The sequence below is a fragment of the Candidatus Manganitrophus noduliformans genome, from assembly GCF_012184425.1.
In the GTDB taxonomy this organism is placed as follows: Bacteria; Nitrospirota; Nitrospiria; order SBBL01; family Manganitrophaceae; genus Manganitrophus; species Manganitrophus noduliformans.
Genome location: NZ_VTOW01000001.1, coordinates 650960 through 668397, shown reverse-complemented (window position 1 = coordinate 668397; position 17438 = coordinate 650960). Strand labels below are relative to the sequence as shown.

Annotated in this window: 16 protein-coding genes and 3 tRNA genes; 3 read left to right on the top strand and 16 right to left on the bottom strand. The window is 56.9% G+C overall.

The features are described from left to right. Window positions 1–21: 21 nt before the first annotated feature. The 16 genes from MNODULE_RS03210 to serS all read right to left on the bottom strand — a co-directional run bounded on the left by MNODULE_RS03210 (window position 22) and on the right by serS (window position 12412). On the bottom strand, window positions 22–1551 hold the full coding sequence (locus MNODULE_RS03210) for a leucyl aminopeptidase (RefSeq protein WP_168058035.1): 1530 nt from the start codon (window positions 1549–1551) through the stop codon (window positions 22–24). 14 nt (window positions 1552–1565) lie between these two features. Beyond that, the gene (locus tag MNODULE_RS03205; RefSeq protein ID WP_168058034.1) at window positions 1566–2201 is read right to left on the bottom strand and encodes a radical SAM protein; all 636 of its coding nucleotides are present in this window, start codon (window positions 2199–2201) and stop codon (window positions 1566–1568) included. Next, window positions 2198–2395, bottom strand: coding sequence for a hypothetical protein (locus MNODULE_RS03200; RefSeq protein WP_168058033.1), 198 nt, complete (start codon window positions 2393–2395; stop codon window positions 2198–2200). Before MNODULE_RS03200 ends, MNODULE_RS03205 begins: the two co-directional genes overlap by 4 nt. Before the next feature lie 214 nt (window positions 2396–2609). After that, window positions 2610–2807, bottom strand: coding sequence for a 30S ribosomal protein S21 (rpsU, locus tag MNODULE_RS03195; RefSeq protein ID WP_168058032.1), 198 nt, complete (start codon window positions 2805–2807; stop codon window positions 2610–2612). Window positions 2808–3072: 265 nt separating this feature from the next. Beyond that, the gene (locus MNODULE_RS03190) at window positions 3073–4548 is read right to left on the bottom strand and encodes a sensor histidine kinase (RefSeq protein ID WP_168058031.1); all 1476 of its coding nucleotides are present in this window, start codon (window positions 4546–4548) and stop codon (window positions 3073–3075) included. Then, window positions 4545–5435, bottom strand: coding sequence for an ABC transporter substrate-binding protein (locus MNODULE_RS03185; protein WP_168058030.1), 891 nt, complete (start codon window positions 5433–5435; stop codon window positions 4545–4547). Before MNODULE_RS03185 ends, MNODULE_RS03190 begins: the two co-directional genes overlap by 4 nt. An 8-nt stretch (window positions 5436–5443) precedes the next feature. Further along, window positions 5444–6040: a TonB-dependent receptor domain-containing protein gene (locus MNODULE_RS03180; protein ID WP_168058029.1), complete on the bottom strand. Its 597-nt coding sequence runs from the start codon at window positions 6038–6040 to the stop codon at window positions 5444–5446. 135 nt (window positions 6041–6175) lie between these two features. Next, window positions 6176–6325 (bottom strand): hypothetical protein, encoded by a 150-nt coding sequence (locus MNODULE_RS03175; protein ID WP_168058028.1) that lies wholly within the window; start codon window positions 6323–6325, stop codon window positions 6176–6178. Then, window positions 6325–8349: a diguanylate cyclase gene (locus MNODULE_RS03170; RefSeq protein WP_168058027.1), complete on the bottom strand. Its 2025-nt coding sequence runs from the start codon at window positions 8347–8349 to the stop codon at window positions 6325–6327. The genes MNODULE_RS03175 and MNODULE_RS03170 overlap by 1 nt, the downstream gene beginning before the upstream one ends. Window positions 8350–8391: 42 nt before the next feature. After that, window positions 8392–8829 (bottom strand): response regulator, encoded by a 438-nt coding sequence (locus tag MNODULE_RS03165; protein WP_238339195.1) that lies wholly within the window; start codon window positions 8827–8829, stop codon window positions 8392–8394. 11 nt (window positions 8830–8840) lie between these two features. Beyond that, complete coding sequence (locus tag MNODULE_RS03160) at window positions 8841–9608, bottom strand: sensor histidine kinase (RefSeq protein ID WP_168058025.1); 768 nt, start codon at window positions 9606–9608, stop codon at window positions 8841–8843. A 310-nt stretch (window positions 9609–9918) separates the two neighbouring features. Next, window positions 9919–9995 (bottom strand) — tRNA-Arg (locus tag MNODULE_RS03155). 12 nt (window positions 9996–10007) lie between these two features. Then, on the bottom strand, window positions 10008–10544 hold the full coding sequence (locus tag MNODULE_RS03150) for a DUF2155 domain-containing protein (RefSeq protein WP_168058024.1): 537 nt from the start codon (window positions 10542–10544) through the stop codon (window positions 10008–10010). Window positions 10545–10589: 45 nt separating this feature from the next. Next, window positions 10590–10683 (bottom strand) — tRNA-Ser (locus tag MNODULE_RS03145). Between the two features lie 214 nt (window positions 10684–10897). Further along, window positions 10898–10983, bottom strand: a tRNA-Ser gene (locus tag MNODULE_RS03140). 145 nt (window positions 10984–11128) lie between these two features. After that, window positions 11129–12412, bottom strand: coding sequence for a serine--tRNA ligase (gene serS / locus MNODULE_RS03135; protein WP_168058023.1), 1284 nt, complete (start codon window positions 12410–12412; stop codon window positions 11129–11131). 176 nt (window positions 12413–12588) lie between these two features. Here serS and metH point away from each other — a divergent pair, with 176 nt between their 5' ends. From metH to MNODULE_RS03120, 3 genes are all read left to right on the top strand, one after another. After that, window positions 12589–16044, top strand: a complete 3456-nt coding sequence (metH, locus tag MNODULE_RS03130; RefSeq protein ID WP_202882099.1) for a methionine synthase — start codon at window positions 12589–12591, stop codon at window positions 16042–16044. Window positions 16045–16215: 171 nt separating this feature from the next. Continuing rightward, entirely contained in the window at window positions 16216–16533 is a 318-nt protein-coding gene (ppnP, locus tag MNODULE_RS03125; RefSeq protein ID WP_168058022.1) for a pyrimidine/purine nucleoside phosphorylase, read from the top strand. Window positions 16534–16556: 23 nt separating this feature from the next. After that, complete coding sequence (locus tag MNODULE_RS03120) at window positions 16557–17141, top strand: DnaJ domain-containing protein (RefSeq protein ID WP_168058021.1); 585 nt, start codon at window positions 16557–16559, stop codon at window positions 17139–17141. The last annotated feature ends 297 nt before the right edge of the window (window positions 17142–17438 follow it).

Below are 17438 nucleotides of genomic sequence, written 5' to 3'. Positions count from 1 at the left end.
CCCGCCCGCCCCGAGGCACAATTAAATTGCGCCCCTACTTCTTTTCTGCTGCTTGGCGAGGTTCGCCAGATACTGGACCAACAGGCGAAGGCCGGTTCCGGTCGATCCTTTGGGAATATAGGGGCGCGGCTTCTCGCCGTTCCACGAGGTTCCGGCGATATCGAGATGAACCCACGGCGTCTCCCCGACGAACTGCTTCAGGAAGAGGGCGGCGGTGATGCTTCCGCCGGGACGGCCGCCGGTATTTTTCAGGTCGGCGATCTCGCTCTTGATCTGATCGTGATACTCCTCCCAGAGCGGCATCTCCCAGACCCGCTCTCCGGTCTCGTCGCTTGCTTTCTGAATTTGGGCGGTCAGCTTCGGATCATTTCCGAAGAGGGCCATCGCATGATGGCCGAGGGCAATGACGCAGGCGCCGGTCAGGGTGGCCAGATCGATCATCGCCGCCGGCTCGTAGCGCTTAGCATAAGCGAGCGCATCGGCGAGACAGAGACGCCCTTCGGCATCGGTATTGATCACCTCCACCGTCTTTCCGGAGAGGGTCGTGAGGACGTCGCCCGGATGCATGGCGGTCCCGCTCGGCATGTTGTCGGTGGCCGGGAGAACGCCGATGATGTTGAGGGGAAGCTTCAGCTGGGCGGCGACCCGCATCGTCCCAAGGACGGTGGCGCCGCCGCTCATATCGTATTTCATCTGCTCCATGTTCTCCGCCGGCTTCAGCGAAATGCCGCCGGAATCGAATGTGACCGACTTGCCGATGAGGGCGACCGGGCGTCCTTTTTTCTTGGCGCCGTCGTACTCCAAAACGATGAACTTCGGCGGCTCGACCGTCCCGCGGGCGACGCCGAGGAGGGCCCCCATCCCGAGCCGTTCCATGTCGGCGCGCTCGAGCACCTCCAAGCGAAGGTGGTAATCGGAGGCGATCTTCTTCGCCTCCTCCGCCAGGCGGCTCGGCGTGACGACATTCGAAGGGGTGTTGCAGAGATCCCGGACGTAATTGGCCGCCTCGGCAATCAACTTCCCCCGGAGGGCCCCCATCTGGACCTCGACGACCTTTTTGTCGTCCGGCTCGATCAGGGCGCATTCCCGGACCTCCTTCGGCGGGATCTGCCGGTCGGTTTTGTAAACCTGGAACTGATACAGCCCCAATACCACCCCCTCCACCATCGCCTGCGCCAGATCCTGGACCGACGTTCTGGGAAGTCCCTTGCCGTGAATCTGGGTCGCGAACTGGCGGAAGCCCATCTCGCGAATCTGCGTGGCCGCCCGTCCCATCGCTTGACGGATCCGATCAAGGGTCGCCTCGGCCCGCTTGCCGAGCCCCAACAGAAGAAGCCGCGGCGACGCGATCTTTCGATCGGTTCGGACCAGGAGCGTCTGAAGAAATTTCCCGCCGAACTCCTCTGTGGAGAGGACCTCTCGGATCTTTCCGCCGATGGCTTTATCAATCGACATCACCTCGGGCAGGAGCCCCTCTCCTTCATAATGACCGAGGACAAGGATCTCCGTGGTTTGCTTCGTGAGGGGTCCCCTTTGAACCTTAAATTCCATTCACGCTCCCTATTTTAGACCCCCCGCATCGCCGGGTCCCAGATGTATTTGTGCAATTGCAATTGAAATCGAACCGGGAGTTTCTCTTCCAGGATCCACTCGGCCAGCTGCCGCGAATCCATTTGATTGAAGACGGGGGAAAAAAGAACGGGGTGATCGAACAAACGGGGATGTTGCGACAAGACCTCCTTGGCCCAATCATAATCGGCCCGATCGGCAATGACGAATTTGACTTCATCCCCTTTTTTTAACCGGCCCAGGTTCTCCCAATGGACGGCATGGCTCATCTTGCTGCCGGGGCATTTGATATCCATGACGATCACGGCGCGAGGATCGACCCGATCGATCGGAATGCTTCCGCTGGTCTCGATTAAGACAACGTACCCTTCATCGAGCAGCCGGGTCACGAGGGGATAGACCTCTTCCTGAAGCAGCGGCTCTCCTCCGGTGACTTCGACCAGGCGGCACGCGTGACCGCGGACTTCTTGGAGAACCGATTCAACGGACCGATCCGCTCCTTCATAGAAAGCATAAGTCGTGTCGCACCAGCCGCACCGAAGATTGCAAAAGGCGGTTCGCACGAACACACAGGGGAGTCCGGCATAGGTCGATTCTCCCTGAATGCTCTTGAAGATTTCATTTACTTTCATAAATTATTGAGGGTGCTTTCGTCGAGGGAATAAAGGGTAGGAAGGTCTGCTCTCCGGCGCTCGACCTGGCGCCGATCTTTGATCCGCCGTTGATCGTGACGGCGGTCCAAACCGGCGATGGGAAAAACCTGCGTCCGACGATCGGGGCCGTAGCCGCGCGTCATCTGCCGCCGCTCTTGATTTCGTCGCTCCACGCCTGCCTCCAAACCGTTGAGATTTTAACAGGTCGTCTCACGGAGGTCAAGTTGGAAGATGGCGCCCGGAGGATGGTTTGTCGAGCGCACAAAGTCGGCGATAAGGGATCGGCCTGCCGAGTGGATTAGAGAGTCCCGTGTTCTCTTCGAATGATGATTCTCTGAGAGGGATGCGACCGGGCTTTCCCTTTTGACGTGAAGAGAAAGAGAGGTTTTATGGATTCATCGTGGAGGAGAGACGTTGCGCCTTCAGCCGTTTTTTCCTCGCCTCTTTCTGCTTTCTCTTTCTTTTGACGGAGGGTTTTTCGTAGAAGCTTCTGCGCTTGAGTTCTTTTAAAAGACCCTCTTTGGCCAATTGCCGTTTCAGGGCTTTTAATGCTTTCTCGATCTGGTTCTCGTAGACTTTGATCAAACAGTTCTCCTTTCCGACCGGATGGAATCCCGACGGATCAATCCAAAACAGTGTTAAATTAAAAAACCCCCAGAACGTGAGGAGCTCTCTGGGGGCAGAGCCGATGGTGAAGAGTGAACGCAATTATTACCCAGTTTTCGATGATTGTCAAGAAAAATGATGCCAAAACCAGGCCGATCGATTGAACCTACGCCGGGAAATAAGGGATGATGACTGCATCATCGCGGGGTTTACTTCCAATGCTACATGGAATATTGTACTCCTCCTAAGCTTCCTCCGCTTTCGGAAATCGAATAAAAAATGTCGTTCCTTCGCCCTTTCTCGATTCGATCCAGATCGTGCCGTGAGCAAGATCGACGATCTTTTTTACGATCGACAGCCCGACCCCGGTTCCTTCCACCTCCACATCCTTCAGCCGTTGGAAAACGCCGAAAATCCTGTCATGGTACTCTGGGTCAATTCCGATCCCATTGTCCTTCACATAAAGCTCCACCCACTCGCCGCTCTCCCTCCCGCCGATCTCAATTCGCGGACAGGGCTGATCTCCCATAAATTTTGCCGCATTGGTGATTAGATTTTGAAACAACTCCGTAATTTGTGCGCGATCGAATAGGAGACGTGGAAATGTCGGTTGGATAATGATCTCGATCCCCTTCTTCGCAAAGCGCTCTTGATGGATATCGAGAATTCTCTCAACGACCGATCGAACCTCGACCGGCTCCGACCCTTTCTGCGCGCCCACGCGGGAGAGCGTCAGCAGATCCATAATCATCTGTTCCATGTAATTGGCGTTCTCGATCACCCGCTGCAGGTAGTGTTTCCCCTTCTCATCGAGTTGCCCGGCATAGTCCTCCATGAGAATCGAGGCCATTCCTTGCATGGAGACCACCGGCGACTTCAGGTCATGGGAGATGGTATAAATGACCGATTCCAACTCTTGCGTCCGCAGCTTGACCTCTTTTTCCAAATGCGTATGCGCCCGGTCCAACCCTTCACTCATCTGATTGAAGCTGCGCGCCAGGACACCCAATTCATCGTTGGAGAAGGCCTGCACCATCGCCCCATATTCCCCCCGGCCGATCTTCTCCGTCCCTTCGACCAAAATCCGAACCCGCCGGAGAACTTTCTTCATCGACACCAGGGAAATTCCGAAGGCGATCAAGCCGGTCACCGCCAAGATCCAGGCCAACTGCAAGGTGATCCGTTTCTCGGTCTCCATCATCTCCGCCATCGACAGCCCCAATCTCAACGTCCCCAGGCGGGTCGTCTCCTTCAGCTCTTTCCCGCCGAACAGAAGAAACTCTTCCTCCGTGGAGGCCGTTTGAACCGACCAGACCGGAAATGAGACATCGACCACCGTTTGGCCGGCCGTCTGAAGTTCGCGGTATCCCGGCTGTTCCGATCGAAGGGCTTCCTGCGTCGCACGATCTTGATAGACCTTCCCCTTCTCGACCACATTGGTGTGGGCCAAGACACGGCCCCGTTCATCGAGCGCGACGGCATAAAGCGCCTCGGTTCGTTCCATCGCCTCTTGCAAAAAGGCTAGAAGCAGATCTTCATCCTCTTCTTCGAAGGCCGACGCGATCTCGCCCGGCAGGCCGGTGGTCTTTAAAATCCCCCGCTTGGCCACCTCTCCCACGAGAATGGAATGCACCCCTCTCTTCGAAAAAAAGATACTGGCGCCCCCGGAAAGGAGCGCAATGGAGATGATAAAGATCAGAAACTTCGTTCGAAGCGTCATGGAAGCACTCTGTCGGCCTTCTGAAGGGCTTCTTTCGGAATATCCAGCCCTGCTTTTTCAGCCGCCTTTACATTGATCGTTACTTCTGCCTTTCCGGGGTAAATCGTTTCGAGCGTCCACTCCCCCGAGAGCACCTCTTGAGCCGCAAGGCCGGCTGCGCGGCCCACCTCGCGAAAGCTGCTCGATACCGATGCGGTGGCCCCCTGCTGAACGAATCCCGCCGTGGGGGCGTAAAAGGGAATCCGGTTGGACCAGGAATACTCTTTCAAAATGGAAAGATTCTGAGCGCTGACGAGGACGGGGTCCGGAAGAAGCCAAATGGCATCGGCCTTCCGAAAAAGATTCCGAAGGCGATCGGGAAGATCAACCGGGCTGTTCAACCGTTCCGACAAAATGTCGATCCCGATCGACTCCGATGCCTTTCGGATCTCCTGGAGGTACGCTTCAACCGATTCTGAAGACCAGAGAACCGCCAGCCGCTTAAGGTTCGGCTGCATTTCCTTGAGTCTCGCGAGGACGGTCGCGGCCCGCGGGAGGATATTCACTTCGACGGAGAGCCCTTTCCGATCCCGCAATCCCAGCTTCGTCCCGGGCGCCATGCCGTAGATCAGGACGACTCTGTCGGGATAATCCCATTGCGCCGCCTTCCCCCCGAAGGCGACGACAACGCGGGTCTCCAGAGAGATCCGCGGAGGGCCTTCCATGATGGAAATGGAAGGGACGGGACGGCCGAACGCTTCTTGAAATCCCTCAAACGCCTCGCGATAGGGGCCCCATTCGGCGCTGAGGATCGCCACGACCTCTTGAGAAGACGCCGCTCCGGGAACGGCGAGGAAAAAACCGATCAGGCAGGTGATTCGAACCCATTTTCCGGAAGTTTGCCTCATTCATCGACTCATGACTCAATAGATGACCGAGACGACGCCGTAGTACGTCTTCGGGATTTCGAGGAAGTCGGGGAACTCGCGATGATTCGGACTCGCAAGATTTTTCCCCTGAAGGTCGATCCATCGTCATCGATTGTTTCATAGGTATAGTTGACATAGACCCACCGCGCCGGGGCGAAGCGGTAGGTCCACTTCAGCTCAGCCCCTTTCGCCGTTGCCTTTCTGCTGTTGTCGAATGAGAAGGTGGTGGGGGTTGGGAAAGGGAAGAAAGCGCCTTGCTGCTTCACGAAACTTGCAGTGAGATCGTCGGACTGCATGTAAAAGAGGCTCCCTTCGGCCTGGAGACGCCGGTCGAAATAGACGCCGTGATAGCCGATCTCATTGGAGTGAAGTTTCGACGGCTTCAAATCGGGGTTCCCTTCCATGATCACGGTGAAGTCCGACTGCCGGTCGACCCGGACTTCCCACAAAGAAGGGACCGTCGGTGCCGCTGAATACGACGCACGTAAAGCATGGTCGGTTCCCAGTGCATAGAGGGTTGCAATCTGATAGGCCGGCTCCGTTCCTCGAAACAATCGCTCGGTTCCCGTCGACCGACCGGCCATCGAGGACGTCCATTCCGACGCGAAATCGCAGGAGGTCCCAGAGGTTCGTCGCCCCCGAGGTCCGGACTTCTTCGCCGGTGATCACCTCCACCGCCACCGGGGCTTCCCGCACCGGCTGCAAGCGCCGGGAAGCCGTTATACCGTCTGCGCTTCGTGCGCAAAGAACTCCAACTCCGAACGCCCCTCTTTGGCCGCCGAGACCGAGGCCGCCGCGCTGAAGAGCAAAAACGGCCCGATGATTTTACTGCAACCGTTTCTCCATCGTTTCTTTTTACCGAAAAACATCAGGCCGGATTTCTTTTATCCAAGATTTCGAGGAAAGTTTTCACCACTCCCGGATCAAATTGGGTGCCGGCGTTCTTCCGGAGCTCTTGGACCGCCTCCTCATGCGACATCTTCGGTCGGTAGGGGCGAACCGAAATCATCGCATGATACGCCTCGACCACGCCCAGGACGCGGGCGAGAAAAGGAATCTCCTCTCCTGTTAACCCGTTCGGATAACCTTTGCCGTCGTAGCGTTCGTGATGGTAGAGAATGGCCGGAAGAACAGAATCCAGATTGTGTGATTCTTTGATCAGCATCTGCGCCAGGCCGGGATGGGCTTGAATGATTTTCCGCTCCTCGGTCGAGAGGGGGCCCGGTTTATTCAGAATGCTGTCGGGGATGCTGACAATGCCGATGTTGTGAAGGAGGCTCGCGAGCTGCAAGCTTTGCTTTTCCTGCTCGCCGAGGTTCAACGCATCGGCAAGAAGAAGGGCATATTCGATCACCCCCTCGGAATGACCCCGCGTGTAGGGGCTCTTCGCATCGATCACGGCGGCCAGATCGCGGATGGTTTTTATCTCCGGATTGCGCAGAAGCTCGGTCAACTTGTTCTGATCCTTCTCGATCGCCGCCTTGAGCGTATCGCAGTAGCGGCAGACCCGATTGCGGCCGTCTTTTTTCGCGAAGTAGAGGGCCTGATCGGCGGAGAGGATCAATTCCTCCCGACGCCTTCCGTCTTCCGGGAAAGATGCAACCCCGATGCTGATCGAGAGGTGGACCCGATGGCCTGTCGGCGTGACGAAGGGGCCGTCGTCGATCGCTTTTCGGATTCTCTCGGCGACTTTCGCGGCATGAATGCCGATCGTCTCGGGGAGAATGACTGAAAACTCCTCTCCTCCATACCGGGCCGGAAAGTCGACGTTACGGATGCACTTTTGGATTACCTTCACGATTTCTTTCAGGATCGCATCCCCGACCGGATGGCCATGGGTGTCGTTAAAAACTTTAAAATGATCAATGTCGAGCATCAGCAGCGAAAACGCTTTCCCATATCGGCTCGCCCGCTCGGTCTCCTCACCCAATCGCTTCTGAAACTCCCGATGGTTGTAGAGGCCGGTGAGGCTGTCGGTGGCCGCCCTTTTTTCCACCTCCTCCAGAAAGCGGGCATTGTCCAGGGCCACGGCGGCATTGACGCAGAGGGTCGATAGGAAATCTCGGTCCTCGGAAGAAAAGCTCCCCTGCTTCTGATTGATCAGGTTCAACACCCCTAAATTTCGGGCCTCGCGGACGAGCGGAATCGAGAAAATTTGGCGAAGCGGAGTTTGGAGCGCCGGGGTGGCTCCTTTTAAAGGATGCTTTTGAGGGTCTTCGATCAGGATCGGTCGTTTTTCCTGGCACGCCAACCCGAAGAGACCGAGCTTCGAAAGGGGCCCCTGTGGAATCCCACCCTCGAACGACACGCCGGCAAAGGCGGTCTGGAGAATCTCCCCTTGTTCCGCATCGATGAGAAAGAGGAGCGCTCCTTCCGCATCCATCAGCTCTTTTGCCCCTTCGACCAAGGTATCGCTTAAAACCGTCGTTTTTCGCTCGGTCGCCAAAGAGAGGGAAAGTTCATACAGACGGTGAACCCGTTGCGCGTTCTTCTCCAGACGGCGTTTCAGCCTGTTTTGGTCGATGACTTTGCGGGCCGCGGGGGGGAGGGTCTGGTGATAGTTTTGGCTCTTAATGATGTAGTCGCACGCTCCCCGCTTCATCGCCTCTACCGCAATCTTCTCATCCCCTTGTCCGGTCACCATGATCACCGGAGCGGTATAGCCCTTCGTCTGAATTTCGCTCAAGACTTCGATTCCGTTCATCATCGGAAGACTGTAGTCGAGAATGACCGCATCGAAACGCCCTTTCCCCAGCGCCTCCAGGCAGGCCGGACCGGTTTCGACGGGGGTAATGCGGATGTCGGGCTCCTTTTTCTGAAACGCGCGCAGGGTCAACTCCCTTTGATCGACATTGTCTTCCACAAGTAAAATCTTGACCGGCTCATTCTCCATGCCGTTCTCCATCCAAAGACGACCCCGCCAATATTCCGTTCTTTACGACGCGTCCGATTTCGGCGGCCGATTGACCAGCAGCCAATAGAGCTTCAGCGATTTGACCTTCTCCGAAAATTCAGTAAATTTCACCGGCTTGGTGATGAAGCTGTTGGCGCCGAAGTTGTAACATTTGAGCGCTTCTTCATCTCGATCCGATGTCGTCAACATGATGACCGGAATGACACGGAGATCTTCGGTCTCTTTTATTTTTTTTAGGACCTCAAGGCCGTTAACCTTGGGAAGATTGATGTCGAGGAGGATCAGCCCGGGCCGGGGGGCGTTCGCATAAGGCTCTTTTTTAAAGAGATAATCCAGCGCCTCTTGGCCGTCTTTGACCCAAGCCACTCTGTTCGCCACGCTTCCGCTCATCAGTGAACGGCGGGTCAATTCGGCATGGTCGGGATTGTCTTCCACCAATAGAATTTCGATCGGCTCCATTTCCCATTCTCCTAACATCGACCGACGGGCAGCGTGAAGTAAAAAACGGCCCCTTCTCCTTTGTTTGACTCGATCCATATATTGCCGCCTGCCAGATCCAGGATCTTCCGGACAAGCGCAAGACCCATCCCCGTCCCATCCGTCTCAATCTCTTTAAGACGTTCGAAGACGCCGAAAATGATCTGGTGATGCTGCGGATCGATTCCGATGCCGTTGTCCCGGACGTAGAAGGTAATGCCTGCATCGGCCGCAACGGCGCCGATCTCGATCACCGGATCGGGCTGATCGCCCATAAATCGGACGGCGTTGCCGATCAGATTCGAGAAGAGCTGCTCCAACTGCGTCCGAGCGAAAAAAATCTCCGGCAACGGCGAGTGAATTTCCACACGGATCTTTCTTTGCGTGATCTCCTTCGAAAACTTCCCCAAGACATCCCGGACGACGGCATCGGCTTGAAGCCGCTCCGGGTTTGCCTCTTTTCTTCCGACTCTGGAGTAGGCAAGCAGATCGGCCAAAAGGCGCTCGATCATCCCCGCGTTCGCCATCAGCCGGCTCAGGTAGTGCTTTCCCTGCTCGCCCAGCTTTTCGCCGTAATCTTCGGAGACGACCGATGCCATCCCGTAAAGGGAAACGACCGGGGCCTTCAAATCGTGCGAGACCCGATAAACGAAGGTATCGAGCTCCGCCCTGTTTCGATCGAGCTTTTGACGCAACGCCTCGCACTCCGTCTGCAGAGGAGCACATTTCGGACAGGCCTGGCCGTTCGGGATAGGGGTCATCCTCACCTTCTCGTTTGCAGGAAAATAAAATAGCGATTACGCGAGGCAACGCGGGCCGTGATCGACCTACGGAGGATTATATTCTTTCTCGGACACCTCTCCTCCGGGAATGCTCTACCTCATTGGGATATATCAAGGAAGACATCCAAGAGAAAATGTAACATAGATTGTCTTCTTGTCAACGAACGGCAAAACGGATGCAAGATAGAAAGGAAGGTCGAAGCGTTTACAGTGGACTCTTAAAGGATTCGGTGCGGATTATTCCTTTGGGTGGAACCCGGGTGCGTGCAGTCGTAAAAGAGGAAAAGGATGGTGCGCCCAGAGAGATTTGAACTCCCGACCCCTTGATTCGTAGTCAAGTGCTCTATCCAGCTGAGCTATGGGCGCGATGGAACGATCTTAAGCGGAAACCACATCCTTGAGGGTGACGGCGAAGCGGGGATGCTGGAAGGGGTGCATCGTTGGAAAGAGAGAGAAGAGCCATCCCTTGAACAGCTCTTTGCCGTTCTCCGAAATGATGACGCGGACGGCGGGATTCTTCAGCTCGTTGCTCACCGAGGTAAACACCGTCCCCTGAATAATCAAATCGGGAAGAAACTCGCCGACCTTCACCTTCACCGTCGAATCGGGAAGGGTATACTCCTCCCCCAAATTGATGGTGTGCTCGGTGATCTGATGGGTCTGTTTGTCTTCGACCATCAATTTCACCGCCTTCCACTTCCCCTTCACCGAATCGGGGATGAAAATCTCGGCATTGCTCAGATCAGGGACATCGGAAGGTCGATTCGTGGAAGGATGGTCGCCTCTTTGAACCTGCTGCGCCTGCGGAGCCGGCGGCGGTCCGGAAACCTCCTCCATGTAATTCGCTTCCTTCTTATTGCATGCAGCAAAGAGAAGGAAGAGGATGAGAAGCAGGGCGGTCTCTTTCTGTTTCATAATACTCCTTCATTCATCAACATCCCCAAATGCGCCTGGGGAATTTGGCGGAGAGGCAGGGATTTGAACCCTGGATAGAGGTTTAAGCCCCTATGACGGTTTAGCAAACCGTTGCCTTCAGCCGCTCGGCCACCTCTCCATTTATATGTGGGGCCCGTGCGGCAAAGGAAGAGAGAAGGTCCTCCGATGCCCCACGCCCGCGCTCGCACCGGCAAAGCCGGCTGCTCGCTTTATTTCTATAACTGTCCTCGAGCTTTATTATCTCCCTGCTTGCGCTCGCGCTGTGAAGAACCCGTCGCTCAGTTGACCTGCGTATTCTAATCGCGCGCGAGGCGCATTTCAAGTTTTAAGATTGGCGGAGGGGGTAGGATTCGAACCCACGACCCTTTCGGGTAACGGTTTTCAAGACCGCCGCCTTAGGCCACTCGGCCACCCCTCCACTATATGATGTGGGGCCCGCGCTAAGTGCTGCCTGTTGATTCCAGATCTTCACACCAGATGCGCGATGCCCCACACCCTACAATCGAGTCTTCTGATCTCAGATCTTCTCACCCGGTGAACCTTGGCCCACATCCGTTGCCTCGTCAGGCCGCTTTTCCCTTCTCGATCTTTGACACTCCGTCCATGTAGGGGCGCAGCGCTTCTGGGATCACGACCGAGCCGTCTTCCTGCTGATAATTTTCGAGGATCGCGACCAACGTCCGCCCGACGGCCAGACCCGAGCCATTGAGCGTATGAACGTACTGGACCTTGCCGGCCGCGGTTCGATAGCGGATTTCCGCGCGGCGCGCCTGGAACGCCTCGAAATTGCTGCAAGACGAGATCTCCCGAAACATCTGCTGCGAGGGGAGCCAGACTTCAATATCATACGTCTTGGCCGCCGCGAATCCCATGTCGCCGGTGGAAAGCGCCATCACCCGGTAGGGAAGCGCCAGCCGCTGCAAAACCGTTTCGGCATCTTTTAAAAGCCGTTCCAGATGATCGTACGACGCTTCGGGCTTGGCAAACTTGACCAGTTCCACCTTATTAAACTGATGCTGCCGGATCAAGCCGCGCGTGTCCTTGCCGTAGGAGCCGGCCTCCCTACGAAAGCAGGGGGTGTACGCGACATGCGAAATCGGAAGCTGCGCCTCGGCCAAAATCTCGCCGCGGTAAATATTGGTTACCGGGACTTCCGCGGTCGGGATGAGAAAGTAATCTTCATCCTTCAACCGGAAGAGATCTTCCTCAAACTTCGGGAGCTGTCCCGTCCCGGTCATGCTTTCCCGATTGGCGATAAACGGGGGAAGGACCTCCTGATAGCCATGTTCCCGGGTGTGAAGATCGAGCATAAAATTGATCAGGGCCCGCTCCAGCCTCGCCCCGGCCCCCTTGTAGAGGGTAAAGCGCGCCCCGGCGATTTTGGCTCCCCGCTCGAAGTCGAGGATGCCGAGCGCCTCGCCGATCTCCCAATGCGGCTTCGGCTTGAATGAAAACGGCGGCGGCGCACCCCACCGGCGGATCTCCTGATTATCCCGTTCATCTTTGCCGACGGGAACCGACGAATGGGGAAGATTCGGGAGCCGCAGCAAAAAGGGGCCGATCTCTTCCTCGGTCTTTTTCAGCTCCCCTTCGAGCTGCTCGATCTGCTGAGCCACCTCTTTCATCTCTTGCAGGATCGGGTCGATCGGCTTTTTTTCCCGCTTGGAGCGGGCGATCTCCTCGCTGGCCTGGTTCTTTTTCGCCTTGAGGCCTTCGATCTGCGCCTTCAGCGCCCGCTGCCGCTGATCCGATTCCGCCCAGGCGTCAAAGGAAATGTCGAGCTGGCGATCGGCCAGCCGCTTTTTCACCTCCGCAAGATTCTCTCTGAGCAGCTTGACGTCGAGCATTGGATCGATTTCAACCCTAAAAATATTTGCTCAATCTAACATGTTGATGGGAGAGAGTCAATCGGAAGAACGAGGGAACACCCCCCGCTTTTGCCTAGAAAATCGTAAAAAAAGATGGAGGTGGACCTCTCTTTCTGTTAGAATTAAAATTCATTTTTCACGGAGGGATTATTTACTTGGGAAGCGATCAAATAAAAGCCCTGCTGCGCGAGCGAATCTTGGTCCTGGACGGGGCGATGGGGACGATGATCCAGGCCAGAAATTTGACCGCCGCCGATTTCGGAGGGCCGGAGCTGGAAGGATGCAATGAGAACTTGAATCTCACCCGCCCCGACGTCATCCAATCGATTCATGAGGCCTATTATGCCGCGGGAGCCGATATCGTCGAGACCAACACCTTCGGCGGCACCGGAATCGTTCTGGCGGAGTATGGCCTTCAGGACAAGGTCTTGGAGATCAACCGCGCGGGGGCGCAGGTCGCGAAGGCTGCCGCAAAGAAATATTCCACCCCTGCCAAGCCCCGGCTCGTCGCCGCCTCGATGGGGCCGACGACCAAAGCGATCACCGTCACCGGCGGGGTCACTTTCGATCAATTGGTCGAGGCCTTTGCCCTTCAGACCAAAGGATTAATCGAAGGCGGGGTCGATCTTCTCTTGTTGGAAACGGCCCAGGACACCATCAATCTGAAAGCCGCCGCGATCGGCATCCTCCAGGCCCAGAAAGAGATGGGGATCGAGATCCCGATCATGATCTCGGCCACCATCGAGCGGACCGGAACGATGCTCGCGGGTCAGGGGGTGGAGGCGCTTTATGCCTCGCTGGAGCATCTCCCGATTCTCTCGATCGGCCTGAACTGCGCCACCGGTCCGGAGTTTATGACAGACCACATTCGCTCGCTCGCCAACATGGCGACCTGCCTCGTCTCGGTCTACCCCAACGCGGGCCTTCCGAATGAAGAAGGAAAGTACGAAGAAACCCCCGAATCGCTCGCCGCCAAGCTTTCCCGGTTCGTCGAGGAGGGGTGGATCAATCTGATCGGCGGCTGCTGCGGGACCACCCCGGCGCATATCACGGCGATCTCAAAAATGGTCGAAGGGAGAAAACCGCGCACCCCGAAGGGCGCGCTGAAACCGGCCGTGTCCGGGATCGACTTTCTTCTGATCGAGGAAGAGAACCGTCCGGTGATCGTCGGCGAGCGGACCAACGTGATCGGAAGCCGGAAATTCAAAGAGCTGATCGTCGACGGGAAAATCGAAGAGGGGGCCGAGATCGGCCGGGCGCAGGTCCGAAACGGCGCACAGGTGATCGACGTCTGCATGGCCAATCCGGACCGGAATGAATTGGCCGACCTGGAGGCCTTTCTCCAGATCCTGAATAAGAAGGTGAAAGCGCCGATCATGATCGACTCGACCGATCATCGGGTGATCGAAGCGGCGCTCAAGCTCTGTCAGGGAAAGTGCATCGTCAACTCGATCAATCTGGAAGACGGCGAGGAACGCTTCGAGCTGGTCGTCCCGCTCTTGAAGAAATACGGCGGCGCCGTGGTCGTCGGTTGCATCGATGAAGACCCCGTCCAGGGGATGGGGGTCACGCGCCAGCGGAAGATCGAGATCGCAAAACGCTCCTACGACTTGCTCGTGAACAAATACGGCCTGGCCCCGCGGGATCTGATCTTCGACGCCCTCGTCTTTCCGGTCGGAACCGGCGACGCCAACTACATCGGCTCTGCCCCGGAGACGATTGAAGGAATCCGGCTGATCAAGGAGACCTTCCCGGAATCCAAAACGATCCTGGGGGTCAGCAACGTCTCCTTCGGTCTTCCGACCGCCGGTCGCGAAATCCTCAACTCCGTTTTTCTCTATCATACCGTCAAAGCGGGGCTCGACTATGCCATCGTCAACGCCGAGAAGCTGGAGCGTTATCCCTCCATCCCGGAGGAGGAGCGCCGTCTCGCCGAAGATTTAATCTTCTGGCGGGGAGCGGACCCGGTCGCCGCCTTCGCCGCCCACTTCAAGGACAAGAAGGGGATCGCCAAGAAAACCCGCGCCGATCTTCCCCTCGATGGGCGGCTCGCCCGCTACATCGTCGAAGGCTCCAAAGAGGGTCTTATTGAAGATTTGGAGCTGAAGCGGAAGGAAGCGACGCCGCTTGAAATTATCAATGGCCCCCTGATGACCGGCATGGATGAGGTCGGACGGCTCTTCAATAATAACGAGCTGATCGTGGCGGAGGTGCTGCAGTCGGCCGAAGCGATGAAGGCGGCGGTAAGGCACCTGGAGCAGTTCATGGAAAAGAGCGATACCGCTGCGCGCGGGACGATCCTCCTTGCGACGGTGAAAGGGGATGTCCACGACATCGGGAAGAATCTGGTCGAGATCATCCTGAGCAACAACGGCTACAAGGTGGTCAATCTCGGGATCAAGGTCCCGCCGGAGACGCTGATCGAGGCGATCCGGAAGGAGCGGCCCGATATGGTCGGCCTCTCCGGCTTGCTGGTGAAATCGGCCCAGCAGATGGTGATCACCGCCCAGGACTTCAAGACCGCCGGCGTCACCATACCGATCCTGGTCGGCGGAGCGGCCCTCACCAAGCGCTTCACCGACACGAAGATCGCCGCGGAATATCCGGGACCGGTCTTCTACGCCAAGGATGCGATGAACGGGCTTGATCTCGCGAACCAATGGATCGATGAGACCCAGCGCCCCGGGCTTCTGAAGAAGACCGAGACGGAGCGGAGCGCGATGGTGAAGATCGCCGAGGGGATGGAGAAGAAGCCGCAGCCGGCGTCGGAGGTCCGCGCCCGATCGAACGTCCGGCGCGATCTCCCCCTGCCGAAGGCCCCTGATTTTGATTTTCACGCAATCGAAGAGGGGCCGCTCCGGGAGATCTTCGCGTACATCAACCCGTCGATGCTCTACGGAAAGCACTTGGGGTTGAAAGGAAATCTCGAACGGCTCCTGGCCGACCGCGACGAGCGGGCGGAGAAGCTTCATGCCTCCGTGGTGGCGATGCAGGAGGAGATTCTCGCAAAGCGAACCCTCACCGCCCAGGGGGTCTACCGCTATCTTCCCTGCCGGGCGCGGGGAGAGGATCTGCTGATCTACGATCCGGCCGATCCGGCCCGCCTGCTCGAAACCTTTACCTTCCCCCGGCAGCCGGCGGGGGAGCGGCTTTGTCTTTCCGACTACTGCCGCGATGTGGACTCGAATGAGATCGACTCGGTCGCCCTTTTCGTCGTGACGATGGGGAAAGGGGTCCGCGCCCTCTCCACGCAGCTGAAGGAGGCGGGGGAATATCTTCGCTCGCATCTGCTTCAAGCGATCGCGATCGAGGGGGCCGAAGGCTTCGCCGAGTGGGTGCACCAAAAAATTCGAAACGACTGGGGAATTCCCGACCCGCCGGAGATGACGATTCAAGACGTCCTGAAGAACCGCTATCGCGGCATCCGGGTCAGCTTCGGCTACCCCGCATGTCCGAATCTCGCCGACCAGCGAAAGCTCTTCCGGCTGCTCGACGCCACCGCCAAAATCGGCGTGGAGCTGACCGACGGCGACATGATGGACCCGGAGGCGTCGGTCTCCGCCCTCGTCTTCCACCACCCCGAGGCAAAATACTTCCGGACCGACACATAATCCAGAGCATAGCGCTCCTGATGAGAGCCTAAAGGCAACCGGGAAGTACGTAGCGCCGGTCCCGGATAAAATTTAAGTAGGATGGGGCATGGGGCATGGCGCACCTGGTGAAAAGATCTAAAACCAATGGGGTTCCTCCGGCGCCGGCCCCACATAAGATATAGAGGACAAATGAGCGAATTTAAAAACGTCACGGTAAAAAAAGCGGCGAACGTCTTCTTTGACGGAAAGGTCACCAGCCGGACAGTCCTTTTTCCGGACGGCAGCCGCAAGACCCTCGGCATCATGCAGCCGGGGGAGTTCGAATTTAAAATCGGCGATCAAGAAATCATGGAGATTCTCTCCGGCGATCTGGAAGTGTTTCTGGAGGGAGAGAACGGCTGGAAGCGGATCAAAGGGGGAGCGCAGTTTACCGTCCCCGCCCGAACCACATTTAAGCTGAAGGTCCACAGTCTGACCGATTATTGCTGCAGCTTCGTCAAGGCGTAATCTTCTCGAAATGATCGCATGCCATGGATGAAGATTTCCTTAAAAAACTGGGAGACCGAAAAGGCCGCCTCAAGCGCCGTCTGGTCGAGTTGAATGAAACGATCGAAATCGATCTCGCCTTCGCGGTCGACCGATACGACGATGCCCGGGGTCACTCCTTCTTCACCCTGGAGGAACGGCTCCAAGACTATCAAATCCTCTTCCAAAAAATCTTAGACCAGGTGGACGAGGCGACGACCCTCGCCGACCTCGACCGGACCGCAGGACGCGTCTCCTACGTAGAAGATCGCCTCGACGAGTTGGAAAGCCAGCTCTATAACCGGCCCCGAAGGAAACGCCGGCGGCCGTTCAACCTCGCCGATTTTTTCAGCCAGTTCAGCCAAAATGGCTCGGAAACCGCTTCCCATGGAGAGATTTCCTCTCTGACACAGGCCTACCAAATCCTGGGGGTGGAGGAGGGAACCGGCATGACTGAAGTGACCGCCGCATTTCGCCGCTACGCAAAGGAGTATCACCCCGATGCCCGCGGAGGGGATCGAAGCACGGAAGCCGAGCTTCGAAAAGTGGTCGAGGCTTACCAAATGATCAAGCAGCACTTCGCCGATTAAGGCGCGCATCGACGAAACAGCGTCTTCAGGCGGATCCTCCCCTTCCCGTCTTTCCCCTCAGCCATTTCCCACATCTCCCCGAACACTGACCAAAATGTACTTGATTTTACCGCTCAGGATGGTACCATAGAGCATTTCGCTCCCTTCCCACGAGGGGATTCCGAGACCATCAGGTTGAAAATCTCTGACATAAGGAGTACACACGCTCTTGAAGGCAGCCCCTCTTCAGAAGAGGACACCAGGAGCATCCATTCACCCTCTGCAGAAATTCATCCATTCTCTTTTCCTAGCCCCTTC